The following is a 19,498-nucleotide window of genomic DNA, read 5'->3' as shown; positions in this document are numbered from 1 at the left end:
GCTCTACGAGAACACCTCGGTCATCATCACCACCAATCTCGCCTTCGCGGACTGGCCCCAGATCTTCACCGACGCCAAGATGACCACCGCAATGCTCGATCGGCTCACGCATCACTGCGACATCATCGAGACCGGCAACGAGAGCTGGCGCTTCAAGAACCGGGCCTGAGCGCGCCCAAGACCATCGCGAGCTGGACGCCGAAATCGCCCCGGCCGAGCAACCCCGACCAGCTCAGCCGGGCCGATCCCGGCACGGCGGCGCAAGCCCAAGGGGGGCTAGCCTTCAACGCGATAAGAGGGCTGCGCTTCAATGCGATTTGACACTTAATCGATCTGCACTTTCATGACCTGCGGGGCACGGCGGTCACGATGCTGGCAGAGGCGGGCTGCACAGTCCCGGAGATCGCATCGATAACCGGTCACTCGCTCAAGACGGTCAACACCATCCTCGAGAAGTATCTGAGCCGGACGAGGGCGCTAGCCGAGGCTGCGATGGCGAAATTCGAGAACGCCCCAGCAACAGATTTTGCAAACCGCCTGCAAACCGCGGTCAATCCCAAGCCGTTAAAACCGGCTAAGTGATTGAAAAGAATGGCGCGCCCGAAAGGATTCGAACCTCTGACCCTCAGATTCGTAGTCTGATGCTCTATCCAGCTGAGCTACGGGCGCGTGACAACGGAAGCGGTTTCGAAGGCCGCCATCGGCTGACGGATGCGGATTTAACGGCTCCCACTGTGCTTGGCAAGCCCGATTTGCCGACTTCCTTCGCTTTCTTGTCGAACCTTGTGACAAGCGGTGGCAAAGCGGCCATCAGCCTCGCTTGCCGCGCAGGAGCAGCGGCTGCAAGGCATCCTGTCTTGCTCCCTCATCGCTTGCCCCGCAGTCCGGCACAGCCAGGTGGCGGCCGCCATGCCGCGATTTCGGCAGTTTCTCGGCGATGCCGTAGAGCGCCTCGCGCCGGTCCATCTCGCGCCAGACCTCGCCGGGCGTGATGCCGAGCTCGCTCCAGAGCACGACGAGATTGTAGATGAGATCGGCGCTTTCGCGGACCACCGCCGGGCGGTTGTTCTGCACGGCCTCGATCCCGACCTCGACCGCTTCCTCGCCGAGCTTCTTGGCCATTTTCGGCGTGCCTTCGCGGATCAGCTTGGCGGTTCGCGACAAGGCGGGGTCGCGGCTGCGGGCCGAAAGCACGGCCGCGTAGAGATTCTGCACCGAATCAGTCATCGACCCAGAATCGGGCCGCCATGTAAGGGTTTCATGACGGTCCAGCCGCTTGCGCCGGGCGCTCATCGCGCGACACCCGCGAACTGGCGAACCACCTCACGGTAGACCTCGCGCTTGAACGGGATGATCAGCTCCGTGGTCTCCGCGAGCGGCACCCAGCGCCAGGCGTCGAACTCGGGCTTGTGGCCGCCTCCGGGGTTGAGAATGTCGATCTCGCTCTCGTCGCCATCGAAGCGGAAGGCGAACCATTTCTGCGACTGGCCGCGATAGCGCCCGCGCCAGGCCTCCTTGCCGATCTCATAGGGCAAATCATAGCTCAGCCACTCCGGCGCTTCGGCGAGCAGCGACACTGACGAGACATTGGTCTCCTCGCGCAGCTCGCGATAGGCCGCCTCGATGGGCTGCTCGCCGGCATCGATGCCGCCCTGCGGCATCTGCCATTCATGGCCTGGTGCGGTGTGCTCGCGCAGGCTGCGATTGGCTCTGCGGCCGACGAAGACGAGGCCAGCGCGATTGAACAGGGCCAGCCCGACGCAGGGGCGGTAGCCGGCGGGCGGTTTCGTCATCGCAGCGAACCGGTGGTCGAAGGGTTGCGGAAGCCGCGGGCGGCGCTGACCGGGACGAGAACCAGGTTCTTGCCCTCGAGCGTGCGGGCCCAGCGGGTGATGCGCTCGACCGTGACGGGCAGGGCGCTGGCGGTGGCGACGGCCGCACCCTGGTCGCGGGCGAGCGTCTCGAGACGCTGCAGCTCCTTGTCGATGGCCTCGGGCCGCGGGACGGTATCGAGCGATAGGTCGGCCTTGAGCGCCGGGATCTGCGCGCGCGTCGCTGCGGAAGCGAGCAGGCTGCGCGGCGAGGAACCGTCGTCGACGACCATCAGCCCGCGTCCGGCAAGCTCGCGCAGCAGCGGCGTCAGGGCCATGTCGTCGGCGGTGAGGCGGCCGCCGAGGAAATTGACGATGCCGACATAGCCGGAGAAGCGGCCGAGCACCCATTGCAGCCGGTCGAGGTTGTCGCTGCCCTTCTGGCCGGTGAGGAGGGTATGCGGACCTGGGTCGTTGTCGGGATAGTCGAACGGCTCCATCGGCACCTGCAGGAAGACCTCGTGGCCTTCACCGCGGGCGCGCTGGACCGTTTTCTCCAGCTCCGCGCCGTAGGGGGCGAAGGCGAGCGAAACCGGCCCCGGCAGGCGCGCGATCGCCTCGCTGGTCGAGCTCTGGCTGATGCCGAGCCCGCCGACCAGGATCGCGATCCGGCCGGCCGGCTTGCCGGCGGGGGCAGGGCCGGGCGGGCGGGCATAGACCTGTGCCGGTGTCGCGCCATCCGGGCCGATCTTCGGCAGCAGGCCGTGCCGGGTGCGCTCGACCAGGCGCTTGTCCGGCGCCGGAGCGAGCTTGACCGCGCCATCGTCGGGTACGGTAATGATGATCGCGCCGGGCGCGTCCGAACCCGGGCGGACGACGGTGACGCCGGATTCGGTCTCGAGCTGGCTGGCGCTGGCCGGGCCGCGCCGATCATCGCGCTGTGCGGGCTCGGGCGGGGCCTTGGCAATGTCGGGTGAGACGGGACGCTCGCGGATCATCGCGGTTGCGATCGGTTCGCCGCCGTCGGGATCGCGTTTCAGTGCCGCGTAGAGGATGAGGCCGATGAAGAGAGCCGCCAGTCCGCCGGTCAGGCCGCGCCGGAGCCAGCGCCCATAGGGCTTGCGCGCGCGGGCGCGCTTCGCCTGCCCGAGCGGCTGGTCGAGTTCGCTGAGCGGCAATCCGGCCAAGAGGCGCCGTCCTCTTCGACGTCACAACATCTGCGAATCAGTTCGCAGCGCTAGAGTCGGATGATTCGAGCCGGAATCAACAATCAATCGGCCGCAGGGGAAACAATCTCCTGCGGCCGTTGCGCAAGTGCCGAATAGCTGGGCCGTAAAGGGCCTGCGGGCTCAGTCGGACTTCTTTTCGCCGTCGGACTTTCCGGCCTCAGGAGCCGGAGCGGGCGTGGCAGGTGCCGGCGTCGCGGGCAGGGCGACGTCCTTCTTGCCGCGCAGCAGGTTGAGCGCCGCGGCGAGCTGGGTGTCCTTGGCCGGATCGATCGGAACATAGGACGGCGAGCCGGCCTGCTCCTCCTTGCCGTCGCCATTGCGCAGATGGCCCTTGAGCGAGGCCTCGCCCTTGTTCTCGACCTTGTCCTTCAGCTCGGCCGGCACGTCCTGGATGATCTCGATGTCGGGCGTGATGCCCTTGGCCTGGATCGAGTTGCCGGACGGGGTGTAGTAGCGCGCCGTGGTCAGCCTGAGGCCGCCATTGTCGCCGAGGCGGATCACGGTCTGGACCGAGCCCTTGCCGAAGGAGCGCGAACCCATGACGGTGGCGCGCTTATGGTCCTGCAGGGCGCCGGCGACGATCTCGGCGGCCGAGGCCGAGGAGCCGTTGATCAGCACGACGACGGGCTTGCCCTTGGTCAGATCACCCGACTTGGCGTTGAAGACCTGGGTTTCCTCGGCGTTGCGGCCGCGGGTCGAGACGATCTTGCCACGCTCGAGGAAGGCATCGGAGACCAGCACCGACTGGTCGAGGCGCCCGCCGCGATTGTTGCGCAGGTCGATGATGTAGCCCTTGATCTTGTCGAAGCCGATCTCGGCGTTGACCTTGTCGAGCGCCTTGCGCAGGCCCTCATAGGTCTGCTCGCTGAAGGTGCCGATGCGGATGTAGCCGACATCGCCCTCGACGCGCTCCTCGACGGCCGGGACGACGATGTTCGACCGGGTCAGGGTGAATTCCAGCGGCTCGGTCTTGCCGGTGCGCTCGATCGTCAGCTTGACCTGCGTGTTGATGATGCCGCGCATCTTCTCGACGGCCTGGTTCAGGCTGAGGCCCTTGACCTCGTCATTGTCGATCTTGCGGATGATGTCGCCGGCCAGGATGCCGGCCTTGGCGGCGGGCGTATCGCGAATCGGCTTGGCGACCTTGAGAACCTCGTTCTCCATGGTCACCTCGATGCCGAGCCCGCCGAACTGGCCGCGCATGTCGATGTCCATGTCGCGGAAGCTCTTGGCATCGAGATAGCCCGAGTGCGGATCGAGCGAGGAGACCATGCCGTTGATGGCGGCCTCGATCAGCTTCTGCTCGTCCGGCTTCTCGACATAGTCGGTACGGATCTTCTCGAAGATGTCGCCGAAGAGGTTGAGGCTGCGATAGACCTCGGCCGAGGCCGCGACCGCACTGGTCGAGGAGAGCAGCTTGGTCTGGGTCACCACACCGGTGAGGCCCGCGCCGGCGATGGCGCCGACCAGAACGAGAGAAACCTTGCGCATCATCCGCGAGCCTTTTCGCCTTGCGATTTCGTCCACCACGGCGTCGGATCGATCGAGACGCCGTCTTTCCTGAACTCGATATAGAGGACCGGTTCGCCGGTCCCCGCTCCCACATTCGTCGCGGCCGCTTCCGCAGTCTCGCCCATCACAGCGACCGGCTCCCCGGCCAGCACAAACTGGTTCAACGATACGTCGATGCGCTGCATGCCTGCCAGAAGAACATAGTAACCATTGCCGGCATTGAGGATCAAGAGTTGGCCAAAGGAGCGGAACGGCCCCGCATAGACCACCCAGCCATCGGAAGGTGACGAAACCACGGCATTGGCGCGTGTGGAAAGCGAAATTCCACGCGTGGCGGCGCCAACGTCGTCGGCCGCGCCAAATCCACGCAATTGTGAACCGGTGACCGGCAAGGGCAGCATGCCGCGCAGTTCCTGGAAGGCAGCCTTGGGCGCGAGCCGGGCCGGATCACGGAAGGCGAGTTGGGCCATGCGTTGGCGCTGCTCCTGGGTCTCCGCTTCGAGCGCGCGGCGCGCCGCATCGGCGGCGCGATTGGCGGTGGATATGTCCTTCTCGATCCGATCGACGAGGTCGCGCAGCGTTCGTGCCTGCGCCGCGAGCTCGCCGCCGGCGGCCCGCTGCGCCTCGATGTCCTGGGCAGCGCTGGTCTCGCGCGCACGTCTGGCTTCGATCAGCGAAGCCAGGCGGCGGCGCTCGCCGGCCAGCGCTTCCATCTCGCCTGCGATGCTCTTGCGCTCTTCGGCGATGGCCTCGCGCAGGCGCACCAGCTCTGCGAGGTCGGTGCCGAGGATGGTGATCTCCTGGCGCAGGTCCGGGACGACGGCACCGAGCAGCATCGAGGCGCGCACCGCTTCGAGGATGTCCTCCGGCCTGACCAGCACAGCCGGCGGCGGCCGGCGGCCGATGCGCTGGAGTGCCGCCAGAACTTCGCCGATCAGGCCGCGTCGGCTCTCAAGCGAACGCCGGATCGCAGTCTCGCTGGTCTGCAGCAGGGTGAGGCGCTGCTCGATGCCGGCGATGCGGCCTTCGGCGGCCTGCGTGCGGGCAGTGGTGTCGAGCAGGGCCTGGTTGAGCTTGGTCCGGTCGGCGCGGATGCCGGCGATCTCGGCTTCCAGCTTGACGCGGGCATCGGCATTGCCGGCGAGGCGCTCCTCGATCGCCTTGAGCTCGGCCTCGCGGGCGCGCTTCTCCTCGCGCTTCTGCTCGGTGTCGCGGGCGGCCTCCTCCGGATCAGGGGTGGGGGCGTTCTGGGCGAGGGCATGGCCGGCTGCCAGGCAGGCGCACAGCAGCGCCGGCCAGAGCCGAAGCATGCGTGCGATTCGAATCAGCCGGGAATGGCGGGTCATGCGCGATGATAGGGATGTCCGGCCATGATCGTCATCGCTCGATAGAGCTGTTCGAGCACGAGCGCGCGGACGATCTGGTGCGGCATGGTCAGCGCGCCGAAGGAAAGCACCAGCGCCGCGCGCTCGCGCAGCTCGGCGTCGAGCCCGTCGGCGCCGCCGATCAGCAGGGTTGCTGCGGGGGTGCCGGCATCGCGCGCGGCGGCAAGGCGGTTGGCGAAGGTGTCGCTGTCGAGGCTCTTGCCGCGCTCGTCGAGGGCGATGACGAGGCCCGACGGCGGCAGGCGCTCGCCGATCAGCTTCGCCTCCTCGCGGCGGCGTTCCTCGGTGCGCCGGCCACGGCCTTCGGGGAGTTCGACGACCTCGGGGCCGCTCAGGCCGAGCCCGCGGGCCAGGCCTTGCGCGCGTTCCTGATAGCGGGCGCAAAGGTCACGTTCCGGCCCGTCCTTGAGGCGGCCGACCGCGATGACCGACAGTCGCACGGGGACCGGGACTCAGCCGTCGAGGCGCTCGCGCGGCCGGTCGGCGCCCCACATCTTCTCGAGATTGTAGAACTGGCGCACTTCCGGACGGAAAATGTGGATGATCAGGTCGCCGGTGTCGATCAGCACCCAGTCGCAGGCGGGGACACCCTCGACCTTCGGCGTCTCATGGCCGGCCTTCTTGAAGGCTTCGACGAGGCTGTCGGAGATCGAGGCGACATGGCGGTTGACCCGGCCGGAGGCGATGATCATGGCGTCGGCCAACGATGTCTTGCCGACGAGGTCGATCACGGTGGCGTCCTCGGCCTTCATGTCGTCCAGGACCTGCAAGGCGAGCGCGATGCTGCTCGCGGCGGGGTTCTCGGTCATGGCGGCCGGGGGAAGCGGCTCGGTGCCGGCTTCGCCGATGGATTGACGGTTCAGAGCCGTATCCTCACGTGACGACGCGCTCCTGGCGCGACATCCTCAATTTAAGCGTCGAAGGGGGCGAGTTCAATTGGTTTCGGCGAGTTCGCGCAGATAGGTCGAGGACAGATCAGAGCGCCGACCGTGCAGGAAGATCCAGGCGGGCGGGGTGCGCACCGGCAAGGCGGCACCCTGATTCTCCGACAAACGCCAGCGCGCCATCCAGTTGGCGGCGGGCGAGGCGATCGAGCGATGGGTCGAGCCGGGGCGGTCGATCACCGCGATCGGCATCATCCGGGCGATGGCGCGCCATTCGTTCCAGCGGTGGAAATTCGCGAGATTGTCGGAGCCCATGATCCAGACGAAGCGCACGCCGGGGCAGCGGCGCTTGAGTTGGCGCAGCGTGTCGGCGGTGTAACGGGTGCGCAGGGTTGCCTCGATGCCGGTGACGTTGATGTGGCCATGGTCGGCGAGCGCCCGGGCCTGGGCGATGCGCTGCGTCAGCGGCGGCAGGGCGTGATTGTCCTTCAGCGGGTTGCCGGGGGTGACCAGCCACCAGACACGGTCGAGCTGTAGCCGGCGCAGCGCCGTCAGGCTCGCCATGCGGTGGCCGTCATGGGCGGGGTTGAAGGTGCCGCCGAACAACCCGATGCGCAGACCGGGGGCGTGCGGCGGCAGGCGCAGCTCCTCGGCGCTCACGGGCGGACCTGACCCTGGCCATGGACCCGGTATTTGAAGGAGCAGAGTTGCTCGACGCCGACCGGGCCGCGCGCATGCATGCGGCCGGTGGCGATGCCGATCTCGGCGCCGAAGCCGAACTCGCCGCCATCGGCGAACTGGGTCGAGGCGTTGTGCAGGATGATGGCCGAATCGACCTCGGCGAGAAAACGGGTCGCCGCCGCCTCGTCGGCGGTCACGATCGCATCGGTGTGGTGCGAGCCATAGGTCTCGATATGGGCGATCGCGGCGTCGAGCCCGGGCACTGTCTTCACCGCGATGATGCGGTCGAGATATTCGGTGCGCCAGTCCGCCTCGCCGGCCGGCGTGACGCGCGGGTCGACGGCGAGCGTCGCCGCGTCGCCGCGCACAGCGCAGCCCTCGTCGAGCAAGGCGGCGACCAGCGGCTTGAGATGTGTCGCCGTGCAGGACTCGTCGACGAGCAGCGTCTCGGCGGCGCCGCAGACGCCGGTGCGGCGCAATTTGGCGTTGATGAGGATCGCGCGGGCCATGGCGAGATCGGCTGCGCCATGGACATAGACATGGTTGTTGCCGTCGAGATGGGCGAAGACCGGCACGCGCGCCTCCTGCTGCACGCGCGCCACCAGGCTCTTGCCGCCACGCGGCACGACGACGTCGACAGTGCCGTCCAGCCCTTTCAGGATTTCGCCGACGGCGGCGCGGTCGCGGCTGGGCACGAGCTGGATCGCTTCGCGCGGCAGGCCGGCGGCTGCGAGGCCTTCCTGCATGGCGGTAGCGATCTCGCTGGCGCTGCGGAAACTGTCGGACCCGGCGCGCAGGATCGCGACATTGCCGCTCTTCAGGCAGAGCGCGCCGGCGTCCGCCGTGACATTGGGGCGGCTCTCGAAGATCACCGCGACGACGCCGAGCGGTGTGGCGACGCGCTCGAAGACGAGGCCGTTCGGCTGCGTCCACTTCGCCAGCACCTTGCCGACAGGGTCGGGCAGGGCGGCGATATCGGCGACGGCCTGGGCGATCGCTTCGAGGCGGGCATCGTCCAAAGCGAGGCGGTCGATGAAGGAGGCGGCGAGGCCGGCAGCGCGCGCATCGGCGAGATCCTGCCGGTTGGCGACGAGGATCGCCGGAGCGCGCTCGCGCAGGGCTTCGGCCATCGCGGCGAGGGCGCGGTTGCGCTGCTCGGCCGATGCGGTGCCGACGCGGCGCGCGGCAGCGCGGGCACCCCGGCCGAGCCCGTGCATCAGCGCGGCGACATCGCCGTTCTCATTGTCGGGCGCGGGGACGCGCTTGGCGTTCTGCCGTGCGTTCTCTTGGGTCATCGCCGCCCTGAACTCTGCTTAGGCATCGGGATCGTAGCCGAGGCGCAGCGCCATGTCGTCCCGGTGAATCATCTCGGCGCGACCGGGGTAGCCGAGCACGGCCTCGATATCGCGGGAGGCTTTGCCGAGCACGCGCACCGCCTCGTCCACATCATAGGCGACGAGGCCGCGGCCAAGCTCGCTGCCGTCACCGGTTCGGATCATCACCGCGTCGCCGCGGCTGAAGGCGCCTTCGATCCGGGTGACGCCGACCGGCAGCAGGCTGGCGCCGCCCCGCAGGGCGCGAGCGGCGCCGTCGTCGACATGCAAGGTGCCGCGCGGCTCGAGCGAGCCGGCGATCCAGGTCTTGCGGGCGGTCGCGGGCGTCGAGGCGCTGAGGAACCAGGAGCAGCGCGCGCCCTGCGCGACCGCGCGCAGCGGGTTCTTGGCCCTTCCGTCGGCGATCAGCATATGGGCGCCGCCGGCGGTGGCGATCTTGCCGGCCTCGATCTTGGTGCGCATGCCGCCGCGCGAAAGCTCGGACGCCGCGCCGCCGGCCATCGCCTCGATCGCAGGCGTGATCGCGGCGATGACCGGGATATGCTTCGCATCCGGGCTGGAGAGGGGCGGGGCGGTGTAGAGGCCGTCGATGTCGGAGAACAGCACCAGCAGGTCGGCGCCGGCCATGGTGGCGACGCGGGCGGCGAGCCGGTCATTGTCGCCATAGCGGATCTCGGAGGTCGCGACGGTATCGTTCTCGTTGATCACCGGGACGGCGCGCAGATCGAGCAGGCGGCCCAGGGTCGCACGGGCGTTGAGATAGCGCCGGCGTTCTTCGGTGTCGGCGAGGGTGAGCAGGATCTGGCCGGCATTGAGCCCGTGATGGCCGAGCGCTTCCGACCAGTTGCGGGCAAGCGCGATCTGGCCGACCGCTGCCGAAGCCTGGCTTTCCTCGAGCCGGAGCGGGCCGGCCGGCAGATTCAGCACGGTGCGGCCGAGCGCAATCGCGCCGGAGGAGACGACCAGGACATCGGCGCCGCGGCCATGCAATTCGGCGAGATCCTCGGCGAGCGCCGCGAGCCAGGCATGGCGCAGGCGCCCCTGCGCCCGGTCGACGAGCAGGGAAGAGCCGACCTTGACGACGATGCGGCGGAACTGGTCGAGGGCAGGCAGGTTCACGGGCGGACCGGGCTTCGGATGGGCAGGATAATGCCCGCCGCCGTTCCTTGGCCAAATTGCCGGCGTTGTAAAGCTGCGCGGGCGCAATGCCGTTGTGCCGGGCGCGGCGTGTTCTACAGCGGCGCGGTCACCACGCGTGCCGTCCAGCAGAGCCGATAGGCGATGTGCAGCAGGGCCATCGCGAACTGCAGGCCCTTGTGGGCGTAGAGCGAGGCGAGCAGGCAGAGCCCGAGGCCGAGCGGAACCTGAATGAGATAATCTGCGCAGTCGTGACTCCACCGTGCCGGCCGCTTGAGGCGATGCCGGTGAGCAGCCGGGTGATGCCGAGGCCGATCACCATGCCGATGACGACGCGGATATTGGGGGAAGAGCTCGTTGGCTGCTTGCGAGTCCATGATGCGCGGCGCGATCGAATGAGGGCTCGAGGGTGCAGGGCGGATCGTTCCATGCCAAGCGTTCGACCTGCCACGGGTTCGCCATGCGCCGAGCGTGATACGATTAGGGGTGGCGCTGGTCTGGGATTTCTGCTACCGCGACGCACAAATCCTAAGGGTCGGGCTTTGCCTGACCCTTTTTCCTTCCATCCTGCAAAGCTGGAGACACGGATGCAGGTTCTCGTGCGCGACAACAATGTCGATCAGGCCATTCGCGTTCTGAAGAAGAAATTGCAGCGCGAAGGCGTGTTCCGCGAGATGAAGCGTCGCGCTTCCTATGAGAAGCCCTCCGAGCAGCGCGCTCGCGAGAAGGCCGAGGCCGTCCGCCGCGCCCGCAAGCTCGCCCGCAAGCAGGCTCAGCGCGAAGGCTTGATCGCCGCGCCGAAGCCGAAAGTGCTCAAGCCCCGCGCTGCCAGCGCAGCGGCCCCGCGCTGATTTCACTATAAATATCCCGCGAACTGCCCTATCTGCAGCGCGCGGGCGGCACTTTCGCCCGAGCAACTCCTGAAGGCTGACCTTGAAGAATCCGAACGACCGCCATTTCACTGATCGCCAGGCCAATTCCGCTAATGCGAAGAAGGCCCTGCTGGAGCGCTTCAAGAAGCGTCCCGGACCAGACGATCCGGTGATGGTGCAGCGTCGGGCCGAGCGCGAGGCGATCGCCGCCGCGCGGGCCGAGCGCGATGCCAAGAAGGAAGCCGAGCGCCTGGAGGCCGAGCGCATCGCCGCCATCGAGCAGGCTGCGCGCGAGGAGGCCGAGCGTCTGGCCGAGATCGAGCGCGAGGTGCAGCGCAAGGCCGAGCAGGCCAAGCGCGACGCCGAGCGGCCGCGCCGCGTCCTGCTCGAAGCCGTGCAGTACATGGAGATGCGGGTCGCCGGTAAGCGCCGCTGAACACGAATTCTCGATCGAACCTGTCGATCGTCGACGGCGCCGCATGCGATGCGGCGCCGTTTTCTTTTGGCGCATAGGCGTCCGACGCGCCTGTTCTTTCCGACAGGGAATAGGACTCATTCCAGGCGGGAACAGCCTTCGTTCCGATTGCAACTAAAGTGCTACGACCTTCCGGCTTGCTATCTCCCCATCTCGCCGAAACGTTGAAGGCTGGCGGCCAGCAGAGCCGCAAACAACGCTCGCCGGCTGCAACGGCGCCGTTCCTCTGGGGAGAGAGCCATGACATCCGAACCAAAGCAGTCGCGCGCCAATCGGCGCAATTTCCTGAAGGTGGCGGGCCTTGCGGGTGCCGGCGCCATCGCGATGCCGCAAGTCAGCCGGGCGCAGACCGTGACCTGGAAATTCCAGTCGACCTGGCCGACCAAGGACATCTTCCACGAATTCGCCGGCGATTTTGCCAAACGCATCAACGACATGTCGGGCGGCCGGCTGAAGGTCGACGTGCTCGCTGCGGGTGCCGTCGTACCCGCCTTCCAGATGCAGGATGCGGTCGCCGCCGGCATCCTCGACGGCGGTCATGGCGTCTCCGCCTACTGGTACGGGAAGAACAAGGCGTTTTCGCTGTTCGGCACGCCGCCGGCGCTGGGCTGGGACGCCACCAACTTCCTCGGCTGGATGAACCATGGCGGCGGCTATGACCTCTACAACGATCTCGTCCAGAACCAGCTCAAGCTCAACCTGGTCGGCTTCTTCTCCGGGCCTATGCCGTGCCAGCCGCTCGGCTGGTTCAAGAAGGAGCTGAAGACCGCCGACGACTTCAAGGGCCTGAAATACCGCACCGTCGGCCTCGCAGCCGACCTGATGCGCGAGATGGGCGCGGCGGTCACCATCCTCGCCGGTGGCGAGATCGTGCCGGCGCTGGAGCGCGGCGTCATCGACGGCGCCGAGTTCAACAACCCGTCCTCGGATTCGATCCTCGGCTTCCAGGACGTCGCCAAGGTCTACATGCTGCAGAGCTATCACCAGGCGGCGGAGAGCTTCGAACTGCTCTTCAACAAGACCAAGTTCGACGCGCTCTCGCCGGAGCAGAAAGCGATCATCAAGTACTCGGCCGAATCGGCCTCCTCCGACATGATCTGGAAGGCGCTCGACCGCTATTCCAAGGACCTCGAAATGCTGCGCGGCAAAGGCGTCAACGTGGTCTCGACGCCGGAGCCGATCCTGAAAGCGCAGCTCGCGGCCTGGGACAAGGTGCTCGAGAAGCTCGGCGGCGAGAGCCCGTTCTTCAAGAAGGTCGTCGATAGCCAGAAGGACTGGGTCAAGCGCACAGTGTCCTATCAGCGCATCAACGAGCCCTCGCGCGAGCTCGCCTTCAACCACTTCTTCAAGACCTGAAGGCCGCCGTCCGCGACAACGCCGCGCCCGCCATTGTCCTCGATGGCGGGCGTTCTTTGCCCGAGAAGCATGAGCAGGCGCGCATGGGACTGATCCTGGCGATCGACAAGTTCAACACCGCCATCGGCAAGCTCGCCGGCTGGACGATCCTGATCCTGACACTGGCGATCAGCTACGAGGTCTTCTCGCGCTATGCGCTGCGGGCGCCGACCGAATGGGCCTTCGACGTCAGCTATATCCTCTACGGCACGCTGTTCATGCTGGCCGGGCCCTATGCGCTCGCGCGAAACGCACATGTGCGCGGCGATTTCCTCTATCGCGCCTGGAGCCCGCGCACGCAGGCGAAGCTCGATCTTGCGCTCTACATCCTGTTTTTCTTTCCCGGCATCATCGCGCTCGCCTGGGCCGGCTACAAGTTCGCGGCCTTCTCCTGGATGATCGGCGAGCATTCCTCGAACTCGCCGAACGGGCCGCCGCTCTACCATTTTAAATCGCTGATCCCGATCGCCGGCGCGCTGATGACGCTGCAGGGGCTGGCCGAAGTGGCGCGCTGCGTCATCTGCCTGCGCACCGGCGACTGGCCGCCGCGACTGCACGATGTCGAGGAAACCGAGAAGCTCATTCTCGAACAGGCTGCCGCGCAGGGCGCGCCGGATGCGGGGAAGACGGTCTGATGCTGGGCATGGGCAATCCGGAACTGGGCGTGGTGATGCTCGTCCTGTTCATCTTCTTCATCATGCTCGGCTTCCCGATCGCCTTCACGCTGATGGCGCTGGGTGTCGGCTTCGGCTACTGGGCGATGGGCGACACCGTCTTCAACCTCGTCGTCCAGCGCACCTATTCGGTGATGGCCAACGACGTGCTGGTCTCGATCCCCCTCTTCATCTTCATGGGCTACATCATCGAGCGGGCGAACATCCTCGACCGGCTCTTCCACTCGATCCAACTCGCGCTCGGGAACGTTCCAGGCTCTCTCGCCATCGCCACATTGGCGACCTGCGCCATCTTTGCGACCGCGACCGGCATCGTCGGCGCGGTGGTGACGCTGATGGGGCTTCTCGCCTTCCCGGCGATGCTGCGGGCCGGCTACGACGTCAAGCTCTCGGCCGGCGTGGTCTGCGCCGGCGGCTGCCTCGGCATCCTGATCCCGCCCTCGGTGATGCTGATCCTCTACGGCGCGACCGCCGGCGTCTCGGTGCCGAAGCTCTACGCCGGGGCGCTTTTTCCCGGCCTGCTGCTCGCCGGCCTCTACATGCTCTATGTGCTGATCCGCTGCTGGCTCAACCCGGCGCTGGCGCCGAAGCTGCCGAAGGAGCAGACGGACGTGCCATGGACGCGGGTGCTCTGGGCGCTCGTCACCAGCTTCTTCCCGCTCACCATCCTGATCATGTCGGTGCTGGGCTGCATCTTCTTCGGCCTGGCGACGCCGACGGAAGCGGCCGCGGTCGGCTCGCTCGGCAGCCTGATCCTGGCTGCTGCCTACCGGTCGCTCTCCTTCGGCAAGGTCAAGGAATCGGTGATCCTGACGGCGCGGACCTCGGCCATGGTCTGCTGGCTCTTCGTGGGATCCTTCATCTTCTCGTCGATCTTCGCCATCCTCGGCGGGCACGAGCCGATCAAGAACCTGGTTACGGCGCTCAACCTGTCGCCGACCATGTTCCTGATCGTGGCTCAGCTGATCATCTTCGTGCTCGGCTGGCCGCTGGAATGGACCGAGATCATCGTGATCTTCGTGCCGATCTTCCTGCCGCTGCTGGAGTTCTTCAAGATCGACCCGCTGTTCTTCGGCATCCTGATCGCCTTGAACATCCAGACTTCGTTCCTGTCGCCGCCGGTGGCGATGGCGCCGTTCTATCTCAAGGGCATCGCGCCGCCGCACGTCACCATCAATCAGATCTTCTCCGGGGTGATGCCGTTCCTCTGGCTGGTGCTGGTGGCGATGGTTGCGGTCTACGTCTTCCCCGGTATCGCGCTCTGGCTGCCGAAATATCTCTACGGCTGAGGCTCGGGCGTCAGTCCTCGGAGCGGGCATCCTGGCCGCAGCGGAAGCCCGGCGCCTTCTCGTCGGCGAGGCGGCGGGCGGCGGCATTCGCACCTGGCTTGCGGGCGTCGACGCTGCCGATGATGCAGGAGGTGCCCTCGGACGCGAGCCGGTAGACGATGAGCCGACTGCCATCGAGCTTGCCGACATTCTGGCCGGTGGCATAACGCAGGATCGCCGCCTGCGGCCGGCCGCCCTTCGGCCCGCGCCATTCGATCGTCTTGCCGGCTTCGAAGAAGGCGGCCTTGTCGGAGATCGTCTCCTGCTGAGCCTTGGCGCCGAACTCGACCGCCGATGAATCGTCGCCGGCGGTCCAGATCACCATGAGGCCCGCCTTGCCGGGGCAGCGATGCACCGAGATGGGATCGCCATTGCTCTTGTCCTTGCGGCATTTCTCGTAGTCATGGGTCGTATAGCTGCTTTCCCATTGCTCGGCGTGCAGTGGCGCCGCCAGCACGGTCGCAAAGCCAAGAGCGAGAGCGACGCGTGCGATCGTCATGGCGAATTTTCTCCGGTCGGCGATGGCCGATCCGACGATATCCGGCGCCCGCCGGCAAGCCGTGCCGCGCACGCGCAATGTGGAACCCGACGGCGTTCCACGAATTTTTTATGCGACCCGCGCGATTCCGGTCCTGTGACCGACAAGTCTCGTGCATGGCGAACAGTTCGCCACCCGGCTACCAGATCGGAGAACGAACATGACCCGTACCAAGAAGAGCTTCGCCGCTGCCCTTGCCGCCCTCGCGATCGGCGCTTCCGTTTTCGCCACCTCTGATGCCGAGGCGCGCCCGCGCTATCGTGGCGCTGCGATCGGCGCCGGCATCGTCGGTGCGCTCGCTCTCGGCGCCATCGCAGCAGGCGCTGCCAGCGGCCCGGCCTATGGCTACTATGACGATGGCTATGCGCCGGCTTACGCCTACGGCCCGGCCCGCCGCTGCCACCTCGTCGACCGCGTCAACTATTATGGCGAAGTCATCGGCACCCGCCGCGTCTGCCGCACCTATTACTGATTACTGCGTTTCTCCCAGGGCCTTCCTCCCCGGCCCGACATCCTGGCCCGCCGGTTCGCCCGGCGGGCCTTTTTCATGTCCGAAGGCTCTTCAGCCGCCGGTCGACATGGTCAGCGGCGGCTGCACCTCGGGGGGGACCGGCGAGGTATAGCCGCCATCGGCCGCGACCCGCTTCTGGAAATCGGCCTTGGCGGCCGCCATCAGCTGGGGGTCGGTCAGCACGGCGGCGCCGGTCGCGGCCATCGCCTTGGCGACCTGGACCATCGCCTTGTGCGCTGCCGGCATCTTGCCCTGCGCCACGACCTGCCAGGTGTGGAAGGGCGTGCCGATCGCGACGGTCGGCGCATGTGCCTGCACGGTCGGGACGACCCAGCTGACGTCGCCGACATCGGTCGAGCCGATCGCCGGGTTGCGCGGCGAATCGAGCGGCACGGTGAAGTCGGCGAGCTCGGCCTCGGTCTTCGGCACGCCGATCGCGCGCCAGACGGCGTCGATGTCCTTCTGCGACAGGGTCGCGCGGATCTGGCGGGCGAACTCCTTGTCGGCATCGTCGAAATGCGGCGGGCCGAGATCCTCCATGATGCCCTGCAGCGCCTGCTCCAGCGGGCCGTTGCCGACGACGTTGGAGACGGCGGAGACGATCTTCATCTCCATCGTCGTCTCGGTCATCAGCGCCGCGCCCTCGGCGATCTTCTTGACCCGGCCGACCAGCTCCAGCATTCCCGGCAGGTCGCGGGCGCGGATCGAATAGCGCACGCGGGCATGGGCCTGGACGACGTTGGGCGCGATGCCGCCGGTGTCGAGCAGGGCGTAATGGACGCGCGCATCGCTCGGCATGTGCTCGCGCATATAGTTGACGCCGACGCTCATCAACTCGACCGCGTCGAGGGCGCTGCGGCCGAGCTCCGGCGAGGCGGCGGCATGCGAGGCGCGGCCGGTGAAGATGAAATCGGCGCGGGTATTGGCCAGCGAGAGCGGCGGGGTGACCTCCCAGAAGCTGCTCGGGTGCCAGGAAATGGCGATGTCGGCATCCTTGAAGGCGCCGGCGCGGACCATGAAGGCCTTGGCGGCGCCGCCCTCCTCGGCCGGGCAGCCATAATAGCGGACGCGGCCGGGCAGCTTGTTCTCTGCGAGCCAGTTCTTCATCGCGGTCGCGGCGAGCAGGGCGGCCGAGCCGAGCAGGTTGTGGCCGCAGCCATGGCCGTGGCCGCCGGCTTCGATCTCGCTGTGCCTGGCGACGCCGGATTCCTGGCTGAGGCCGGGTAGGGCGTCATATTCGCCGAGGAAGGCGATGACCGGGCCGCCTTCGCCGGCCTCACCGATCACCGCGGTCGGGATGTCGGCGACATTCTCCGTGATCCTGAAGCCCTGGTGCCGGAGCTCGGCGACATGCTCGGCGACCGAGCGCTTCTCGGTGTAGCAGACCTCGGGAATCGCCCAGACCCGGTCGCTGAGTTCGATGAAGCGCTCTTTGCTGGCGTCGACGTGACGCCAGAGGTCGTTGCGGTTGTCCATGTCTTGTCTCGCTGGAGAGGGAAGCCTCGCCTCCTTGTCGCAAGCCGGGGTTCAGGCGTCCAGCAACCGCAGGGCATGGCGGGGCTGCCTACCGGCTCGCTTATGCGCTTGCATTTCGGCGCCGCATCGGCCTGATGCGCGCCATGGCCCGCCAGAAGCTGTTGTTCGTCGCTACCGAGGACTGGTTCTTCGCCTCGCATTTCCTGCCGATGGCTCGCGCTGCGGCGGAGATGGAGCTCGACGTCGCCGTGATCGCGCGGGAGCGCAATCACCGCAAGGCGATCGAGGCGACCGGAGCAAGGCTGATCGCGCTGGAGGCCGAGCGGCGCTCGCTCTCACCGGTGGCGCTGGCCAGGCAGATCATGGCGCTGAAGCGCCTGATCGAGCGCGAGAAGCCCGATATCCTGCATTGCATCGCGCTGAAGCCGATCGCGCTCGCCGGCCTTGCCGGCAAGCTCGCCGGGGTCGAGCGCCGGGTCTACGCCCTGACCGGCCTCGGCTTCCTCGGGGCGCGCGAAGGCGGTCTCGCCGATGCGGCGCGGCTGGCGGCGAAGGTCTGGCTGCGCGAGGCGGTCGACGGGCCGCAGGTCCGTTTCCTGTTCGAGAACCCGGACGATCCCGTCACGCTCGGGCTCGATCCCGCCGATGGGGCGAAGGTCGCGATCGTCGGTGGTGCCGGGGTCGACCCGCTGGTCCTGATGCCGGAACCGATGCCGCCGCAGCCGCCGCTCAGGGTCGCGCTGGTCGCCCGCATGCTCTGGTCGAAGGGCGTCGACCTTGCGGTCGAGGCGGTCACGCTGGCGCGCAAGCAGGGCGCGCGGGTCGAGCTGACGCTTCACGGCGCACCCGACCCCTCCAATCCCAAGGCGGTTCCGGAGGCGACCCTGCGCGAATGGTCGGCGCGGCCGGGCATTAGCTGGGCCGGGCCGACGCGCGACATCGAGGGCGTCTGGCGAGGGCACCATGTCTGCTGCCTGCCCTCGCGTGGCGGCGAGGGCCTGCCGCGGACCTTGCTGGAAGGCGCCGCCTGCGGCCGGGCGCTCCTGACCACCGACGTACCGGGCTGCCGCTCCTTCGTCCGCACCGGCCAGGACGGCTTCGTCGTGCCGGCCAACGACATCGCCGCGCTGGCGCAGGCGCTGGTGACGCTCGCCGCCTCGCCCTCCCAGGTCGAGCGCATGGGCGCGAGCGCGCGCGAGCGCCTGCTCGCGGGCTATACCGAACGCGACGTGATGGACGGGGTGAAGGCGCTTTACCGTTCGCTGTTGGGTCAGCGGCAGGCGGACCTCGTCGCGTGAGCGCGGTCGACGCCACGCTCGACCGGCTCGCTTTCATCCGCGCCCATACGCGGCTCTTACCGGTGCCGCATGCGCCGGAGATTTCGCTCCACGTTGCCGAGGAGGCGACCGAGCTCTGGCAGAAGACCGAGGACGAGCTGGCGACGATCGGCCTGCCGCCGCCGTTCTGGGCCTTTGCCTGGGCCGGCGGGCAGGCGCTGGCGCGCTATATCCTCGACCATCCCGAGACCGTACGGACCAAGCGCGTGCTCGATTTCGCCAGCGGCTCTGGCCTCGTCGCCATCGCTGCGGCCAAGGCGGGGGCGACGCAGGTGATCGCTGCCGATATCGACGCCTTCGCCGCCGCCGCGGTCTGGCTTAATGCGCAAGCGAACGGCGTCTCGATCGAGGCCCGCCTCGACGATCTCATCGGCCTCGACCAGGGCTGGGACGTCATCCTCGCCGGCGACATCTGCTATGAGCGCGAATTGGCGGCGCAGGTGATCGATTGGCTCTCGGGCCTCTCGCAGCGCGGCGCGACTGTGCTGATCGGCGATCCCGGGCGCAGCTATCTGCCCAGGGACAGGCTCGCCGAGGTAGCGACCTATCAGGTGCCGGTGACGCGCGCGCTGGAGGACGCCGAGATCAAGAAGAGCTCGGTCTGGCGGCTGGCGGGCGAGAAGCGATAGAGGTCGGTAGGTCCCGCTCAGGCGGCCCGGCTCGGCGCCTTCTCCGGGGGCATGCCGTCTTTGATGACGCTCCTGAGCATGTCCCGCAATTCGGGCGTATCCTGATGCCCGTGAACCTTGACGGCGTGTTGAACGGCTGCTTCCAGCAGTTCGCCCTCGGTGTCGGCGCCGATCGCGATCGAGCAGTTCATTTCGCTCGGGAATTCGCGGCAGTCGATGAATTTGCGTCCCATGGCGTCCTCCATGATTGGAAGATCCGGCCCTGCAAGTCGAAGGGCTGCGCGGTCTAC

Annotated in this window: 25 protein-coding genes and 1 tRNA gene; 11 read left to right on the top strand and 15 right to left on the bottom strand. The window is 67.5% G+C overall.

Features of this window, described 5'->3' with window-relative positions:
• Together BMZ21_RS20320 and BMZ21_RS20315 are read left to right on the top strand one after the other, a co-directional pair.
• Positions 1 to 169: ATP-binding protein (locus BMZ21_RS20320; RefSeq protein ID WP_167561687.1), on the top strand; the 169-nt coding region annotated here is incomplete at its 5' end.
• A 200-nt stretch (positions 170 to 369) separates the two neighbouring features.
• Positions 370 to 582 carry an integrase gene (locus BMZ21_RS20315; protein WP_208862331.1) on the top strand — a complete coding sequence of 71 codons (213 nt, stop codon included), beginning with the start codon at positions 370 to 372 and terminating at the stop codon, positions 580 to 582.
• 10 nt (positions 583 to 592) lie between these two features.
• On the opposite strand, the gene BMZ21_RS20310 is transcribed toward BMZ21_RS20315, so the two are convergent.
• The 12 genes from BMZ21_RS20310 to BMZ21_RS20255 form a co-directional block, all read right to left on the bottom strand.
• Positions 593 to 669: transfer RNA gene (locus BMZ21_RS20310), tRNA-Arg, on the bottom strand.
• A 141-nt stretch (positions 670 to 810) separates the two neighbouring features.
• A complete protein-coding gene (hisE, locus tag BMZ21_RS20305) occupies positions 811 to 1,227 on the bottom strand; it encodes a phosphoribosyl-ATP diphosphatase (RefSeq protein WP_091838260.1) in 417 nt (138 codons plus the stop codon).
• Positions 1,228 to 1,289: 62 nt separating this feature from the next.
• A complete protein-coding gene (locus BMZ21_RS20300; protein ID WP_091838258.1) occupies positions 1,290 to 1,793 on the bottom strand; it encodes an RNA pyrophosphohydrolase in 504 nt (167 codons plus the stop codon).
• The gene (locus BMZ21_RS20295; RefSeq protein ID WP_091838255.1) at positions 1,790 to 2,998 is read right to left on the bottom strand and encodes a divergent polysaccharide deacetylase family protein; all 1,209 of its coding nucleotides are present in this window, start codon (positions 2,996 to 2,998) and stop codon (positions 1,790 to 1,792) included. Before BMZ21_RS20295 ends, BMZ21_RS20300 begins: the two co-directional genes overlap by 4 nt.
• A gap of 162 nt (positions 2,999 to 3,160) precedes the next feature.
• Positions 3,161 to 4,531 carry a S41 family peptidase gene (locus BMZ21_RS20290; protein ID WP_091838379.1) on the bottom strand — a complete coding sequence of 457 codons (1,371 nt, stop codon included), beginning with the start codon at positions 4,529 to 4,531 and terminating at the stop codon, positions 3,161 to 3,163.
• Positions 4,531 to 5,862: a murein hydrolase activator EnvC family protein gene (locus BMZ21_RS20285; protein WP_091838253.1), complete on the bottom strand. Its 1,332-nt coding sequence runs from the start codon at positions 5,860 to 5,862 to the stop codon at positions 4,531 to 4,533. The genes BMZ21_RS20290 and BMZ21_RS20285 overlap by 1 nt, the downstream gene beginning before the upstream one ends.
• A 32-nt stretch (positions 5,863 to 5,894) precedes the next feature.
• On the bottom strand, positions 5,895 to 6,377 hold the full coding sequence (gene rlmH, locus BMZ21_RS20280; protein WP_091838250.1) for a 23S rRNA (pseudouridine(1915)-N(3))-methyltransferase RlmH: 483 nt from the start codon (positions 6,375 to 6,377) through the stop codon (positions 5,895 to 5,897).
• A gap of 12 nt (positions 6,378 to 6,389) precedes the next feature.
• Positions 6,390 to 6,746 (bottom strand): ribosome silencing factor, encoded by a 357-nt coding sequence (gene rsfS, locus BMZ21_RS20275; protein WP_091838248.1) that lies wholly within the window; start codon positions 6,744 to 6,746, stop codon positions 6,390 to 6,392.
• Positions 6,747 to 6,869: 123 nt separating this feature from the next.
• Positions 6,870 to 7,481, bottom strand: a complete 612-nt coding sequence (locus BMZ21_RS20270; RefSeq protein ID WP_091838246.1) for a nicotinate-nucleotide adenylyltransferase — start codon at positions 7,479 to 7,481, stop codon at positions 6,870 to 6,872.
• Positions 7,478 to 8,719 (bottom strand): glutamate-5-semialdehyde dehydrogenase, encoded by a 1,242-nt coding sequence (locus BMZ21_RS20265; RefSeq protein ID WP_091838377.1) that lies wholly within the window; start codon positions 8,717 to 8,719, stop codon positions 7,478 to 7,480. Before BMZ21_RS20265 ends, BMZ21_RS20270 begins: the two co-directional genes overlap by 4 nt.
• A gap of 96 nt (positions 8,720 to 8,815) precedes the next feature.
• Entirely contained in the window at positions 8,816 to 9,955 is a 1,140-nt protein-coding gene (gene proB, locus BMZ21_RS20260; RefSeq protein WP_208862330.1) for a glutamate 5-kinase, read from the bottom strand.
• A gap of 113 nt (positions 9,956 to 10,068) precedes the next feature.
• Positions 10,069 to 10,350, bottom strand: coding sequence for a hypothetical protein (locus BMZ21_RS20255; RefSeq protein WP_091838243.1), 282 nt, complete (start codon positions 10,348 to 10,350; stop codon positions 10,069 to 10,071).
• A 210-nt stretch (positions 10,351 to 10,560) separates the two neighbouring features.
• Between BMZ21_RS20255 and rpsU the strand changes: the two genes are divergently transcribed.
• The 5 genes from rpsU (at position 10,561) to BMZ21_RS20230 (ending at position 14,678) form a co-directional block, all read left to right on the top strand.
• On the top strand, positions 10,561 to 10,824 hold the full coding sequence (gene rpsU / locus BMZ21_RS20250; protein WP_091838241.1) for a 30S ribosomal protein S21: 264 nt from the start codon (positions 10,561 to 10,563) through the stop codon (positions 10,822 to 10,824).
• 82 nt (positions 10,825 to 10,906) lie between these two features.
• Positions 10,907 to 11,281, top strand: coding sequence for a DUF6481 family protein (locus BMZ21_RS20245; protein WP_244543923.1), 375 nt, complete (start codon positions 10,907 to 10,909; stop codon positions 11,279 to 11,281).
• A gap of 279 nt (positions 11,282 to 11,560) precedes the next feature.
• Positions 11,561 to 12,676: a TRAP transporter substrate-binding protein gene (locus tag BMZ21_RS20240; RefSeq protein ID WP_091838239.1), complete on the top strand. Its 1,116-nt coding sequence runs from the start codon at positions 11,561 to 11,563 to the stop codon at positions 12,674 to 12,676.
• 83 nt (positions 12,677 to 12,759) lie between these two features.
• Entirely contained in the window at positions 12,760 to 13,350 is a 591-nt protein-coding gene (locus BMZ21_RS20235) for a TRAP transporter small permease subunit (protein ID WP_091838234.1), read from the top strand.
• Between the two features lie 8 nt (positions 13,351 to 13,358).
• Complete coding sequence (locus BMZ21_RS20230; RefSeq protein ID WP_208862337.1) at positions 13,359 to 14,678, top strand: TRAP transporter large permease; 1,320 nt, start codon at positions 13,359 to 13,361, stop codon at positions 14,676 to 14,678.
• Between the two features lie 10 nt (positions 14,679 to 14,688).
• On the opposite strand, the gene BMZ21_RS20225 is transcribed toward BMZ21_RS20230, so the two are convergent.
• Positions 14,689 to 15,216, bottom strand: coding sequence for a hypothetical protein (locus BMZ21_RS20225; RefSeq protein ID WP_091838232.1), 528 nt, complete (start codon positions 15,214 to 15,216; stop codon positions 14,689 to 14,691).
• Here BMZ21_RS20225 and BMZ21_RS30420 point away from each other — a divergent pair.
• Both BMZ21_RS30420 and BMZ21_RS20220 read left to right on the top strand, forming a co-directional pair.
• Positions 15,215 to 15,355 carry a hypothetical protein gene (locus tag BMZ21_RS30420; protein WP_167561686.1) on the top strand — a complete coding sequence of 47 codons (141 nt, stop codon included), beginning with the start codon at positions 15,215 to 15,217 and terminating at the stop codon, positions 15,353 to 15,355. The two genes, BMZ21_RS20225 and BMZ21_RS30420, sit on opposite strands and share 2 nt — an antisense overlap.
• Before the next feature lie 60 nt (positions 15,356 to 15,415).
• Positions 15,416 to 15,727 (top strand): hypothetical protein, encoded by a 312-nt coding sequence (locus tag BMZ21_RS20220; protein ID WP_091838229.1) that lies wholly within the window; start codon positions 15,416 to 15,418, stop codon positions 15,725 to 15,727.
• 90 nt (positions 15,728 to 15,817) lie between these two features.
• On the opposite strand, the gene BMZ21_RS20215 is transcribed toward BMZ21_RS20220, so the two are convergent.
• Complete coding sequence (locus BMZ21_RS20215) at positions 15,818 to 17,242, bottom strand: M20 family metallopeptidase (RefSeq protein WP_091838227.1); 1,425 nt, start codon at positions 17,240 to 17,242, stop codon at positions 15,818 to 15,820.
• 143 nt (positions 17,243 to 17,385) lie between these two features.
• On the opposite strand from BMZ21_RS20215, the gene BMZ21_RS20210 reads away from it, so the two are divergent.
• Positions 17,386 to 18,540 (top strand): glycosyltransferase family 4 protein, encoded by a 1,155-nt coding sequence (locus tag BMZ21_RS20210; protein ID WP_244543922.1) that lies wholly within the window; start codon positions 17,386 to 17,388, stop codon positions 18,538 to 18,540.
• Positions 18,537 to 19,208 carry a class I SAM-dependent methyltransferase gene (locus BMZ21_RS20205; protein ID WP_091838222.1) on the top strand — a complete coding sequence of 224 codons (672 nt, stop codon included), beginning with the start codon at positions 18,537 to 18,539 and terminating at the stop codon, positions 19,206 to 19,208. The genes BMZ21_RS20210 and BMZ21_RS20205 overlap by 4 nt, the downstream gene beginning before the upstream one ends.
• Positions 19,209 to 19,225: 17 nt before the next feature.
• Here BMZ21_RS20205 and BMZ21_RS20200 read toward each other — a convergent pair whose 3' ends face one another.
• Positions 19,226 to 19,453, bottom strand: coding sequence for a DUF1059 domain-containing protein (locus tag BMZ21_RS20200; protein ID WP_425285455.1), 228 nt, complete (start codon positions 19,451 to 19,453; stop codon positions 19,226 to 19,228).
• Positions 19,454 to 19,498 lie beyond the last annotated feature (45 nt).

Source organism: Allobosea lupini (assembly GCF_900109525.1).
GTDB classification, from domain to species: domain Bacteria; phylum Pseudomonadota; class Alphaproteobacteria; order Rhizobiales; family Beijerinckiaceae; genus Allobosea; species Allobosea lupini.
The sequence above is the reverse complement of the archived record's forward strand: the minus strand, read 5'-3'. Positions and strand labels throughout refer to the sequence as shown.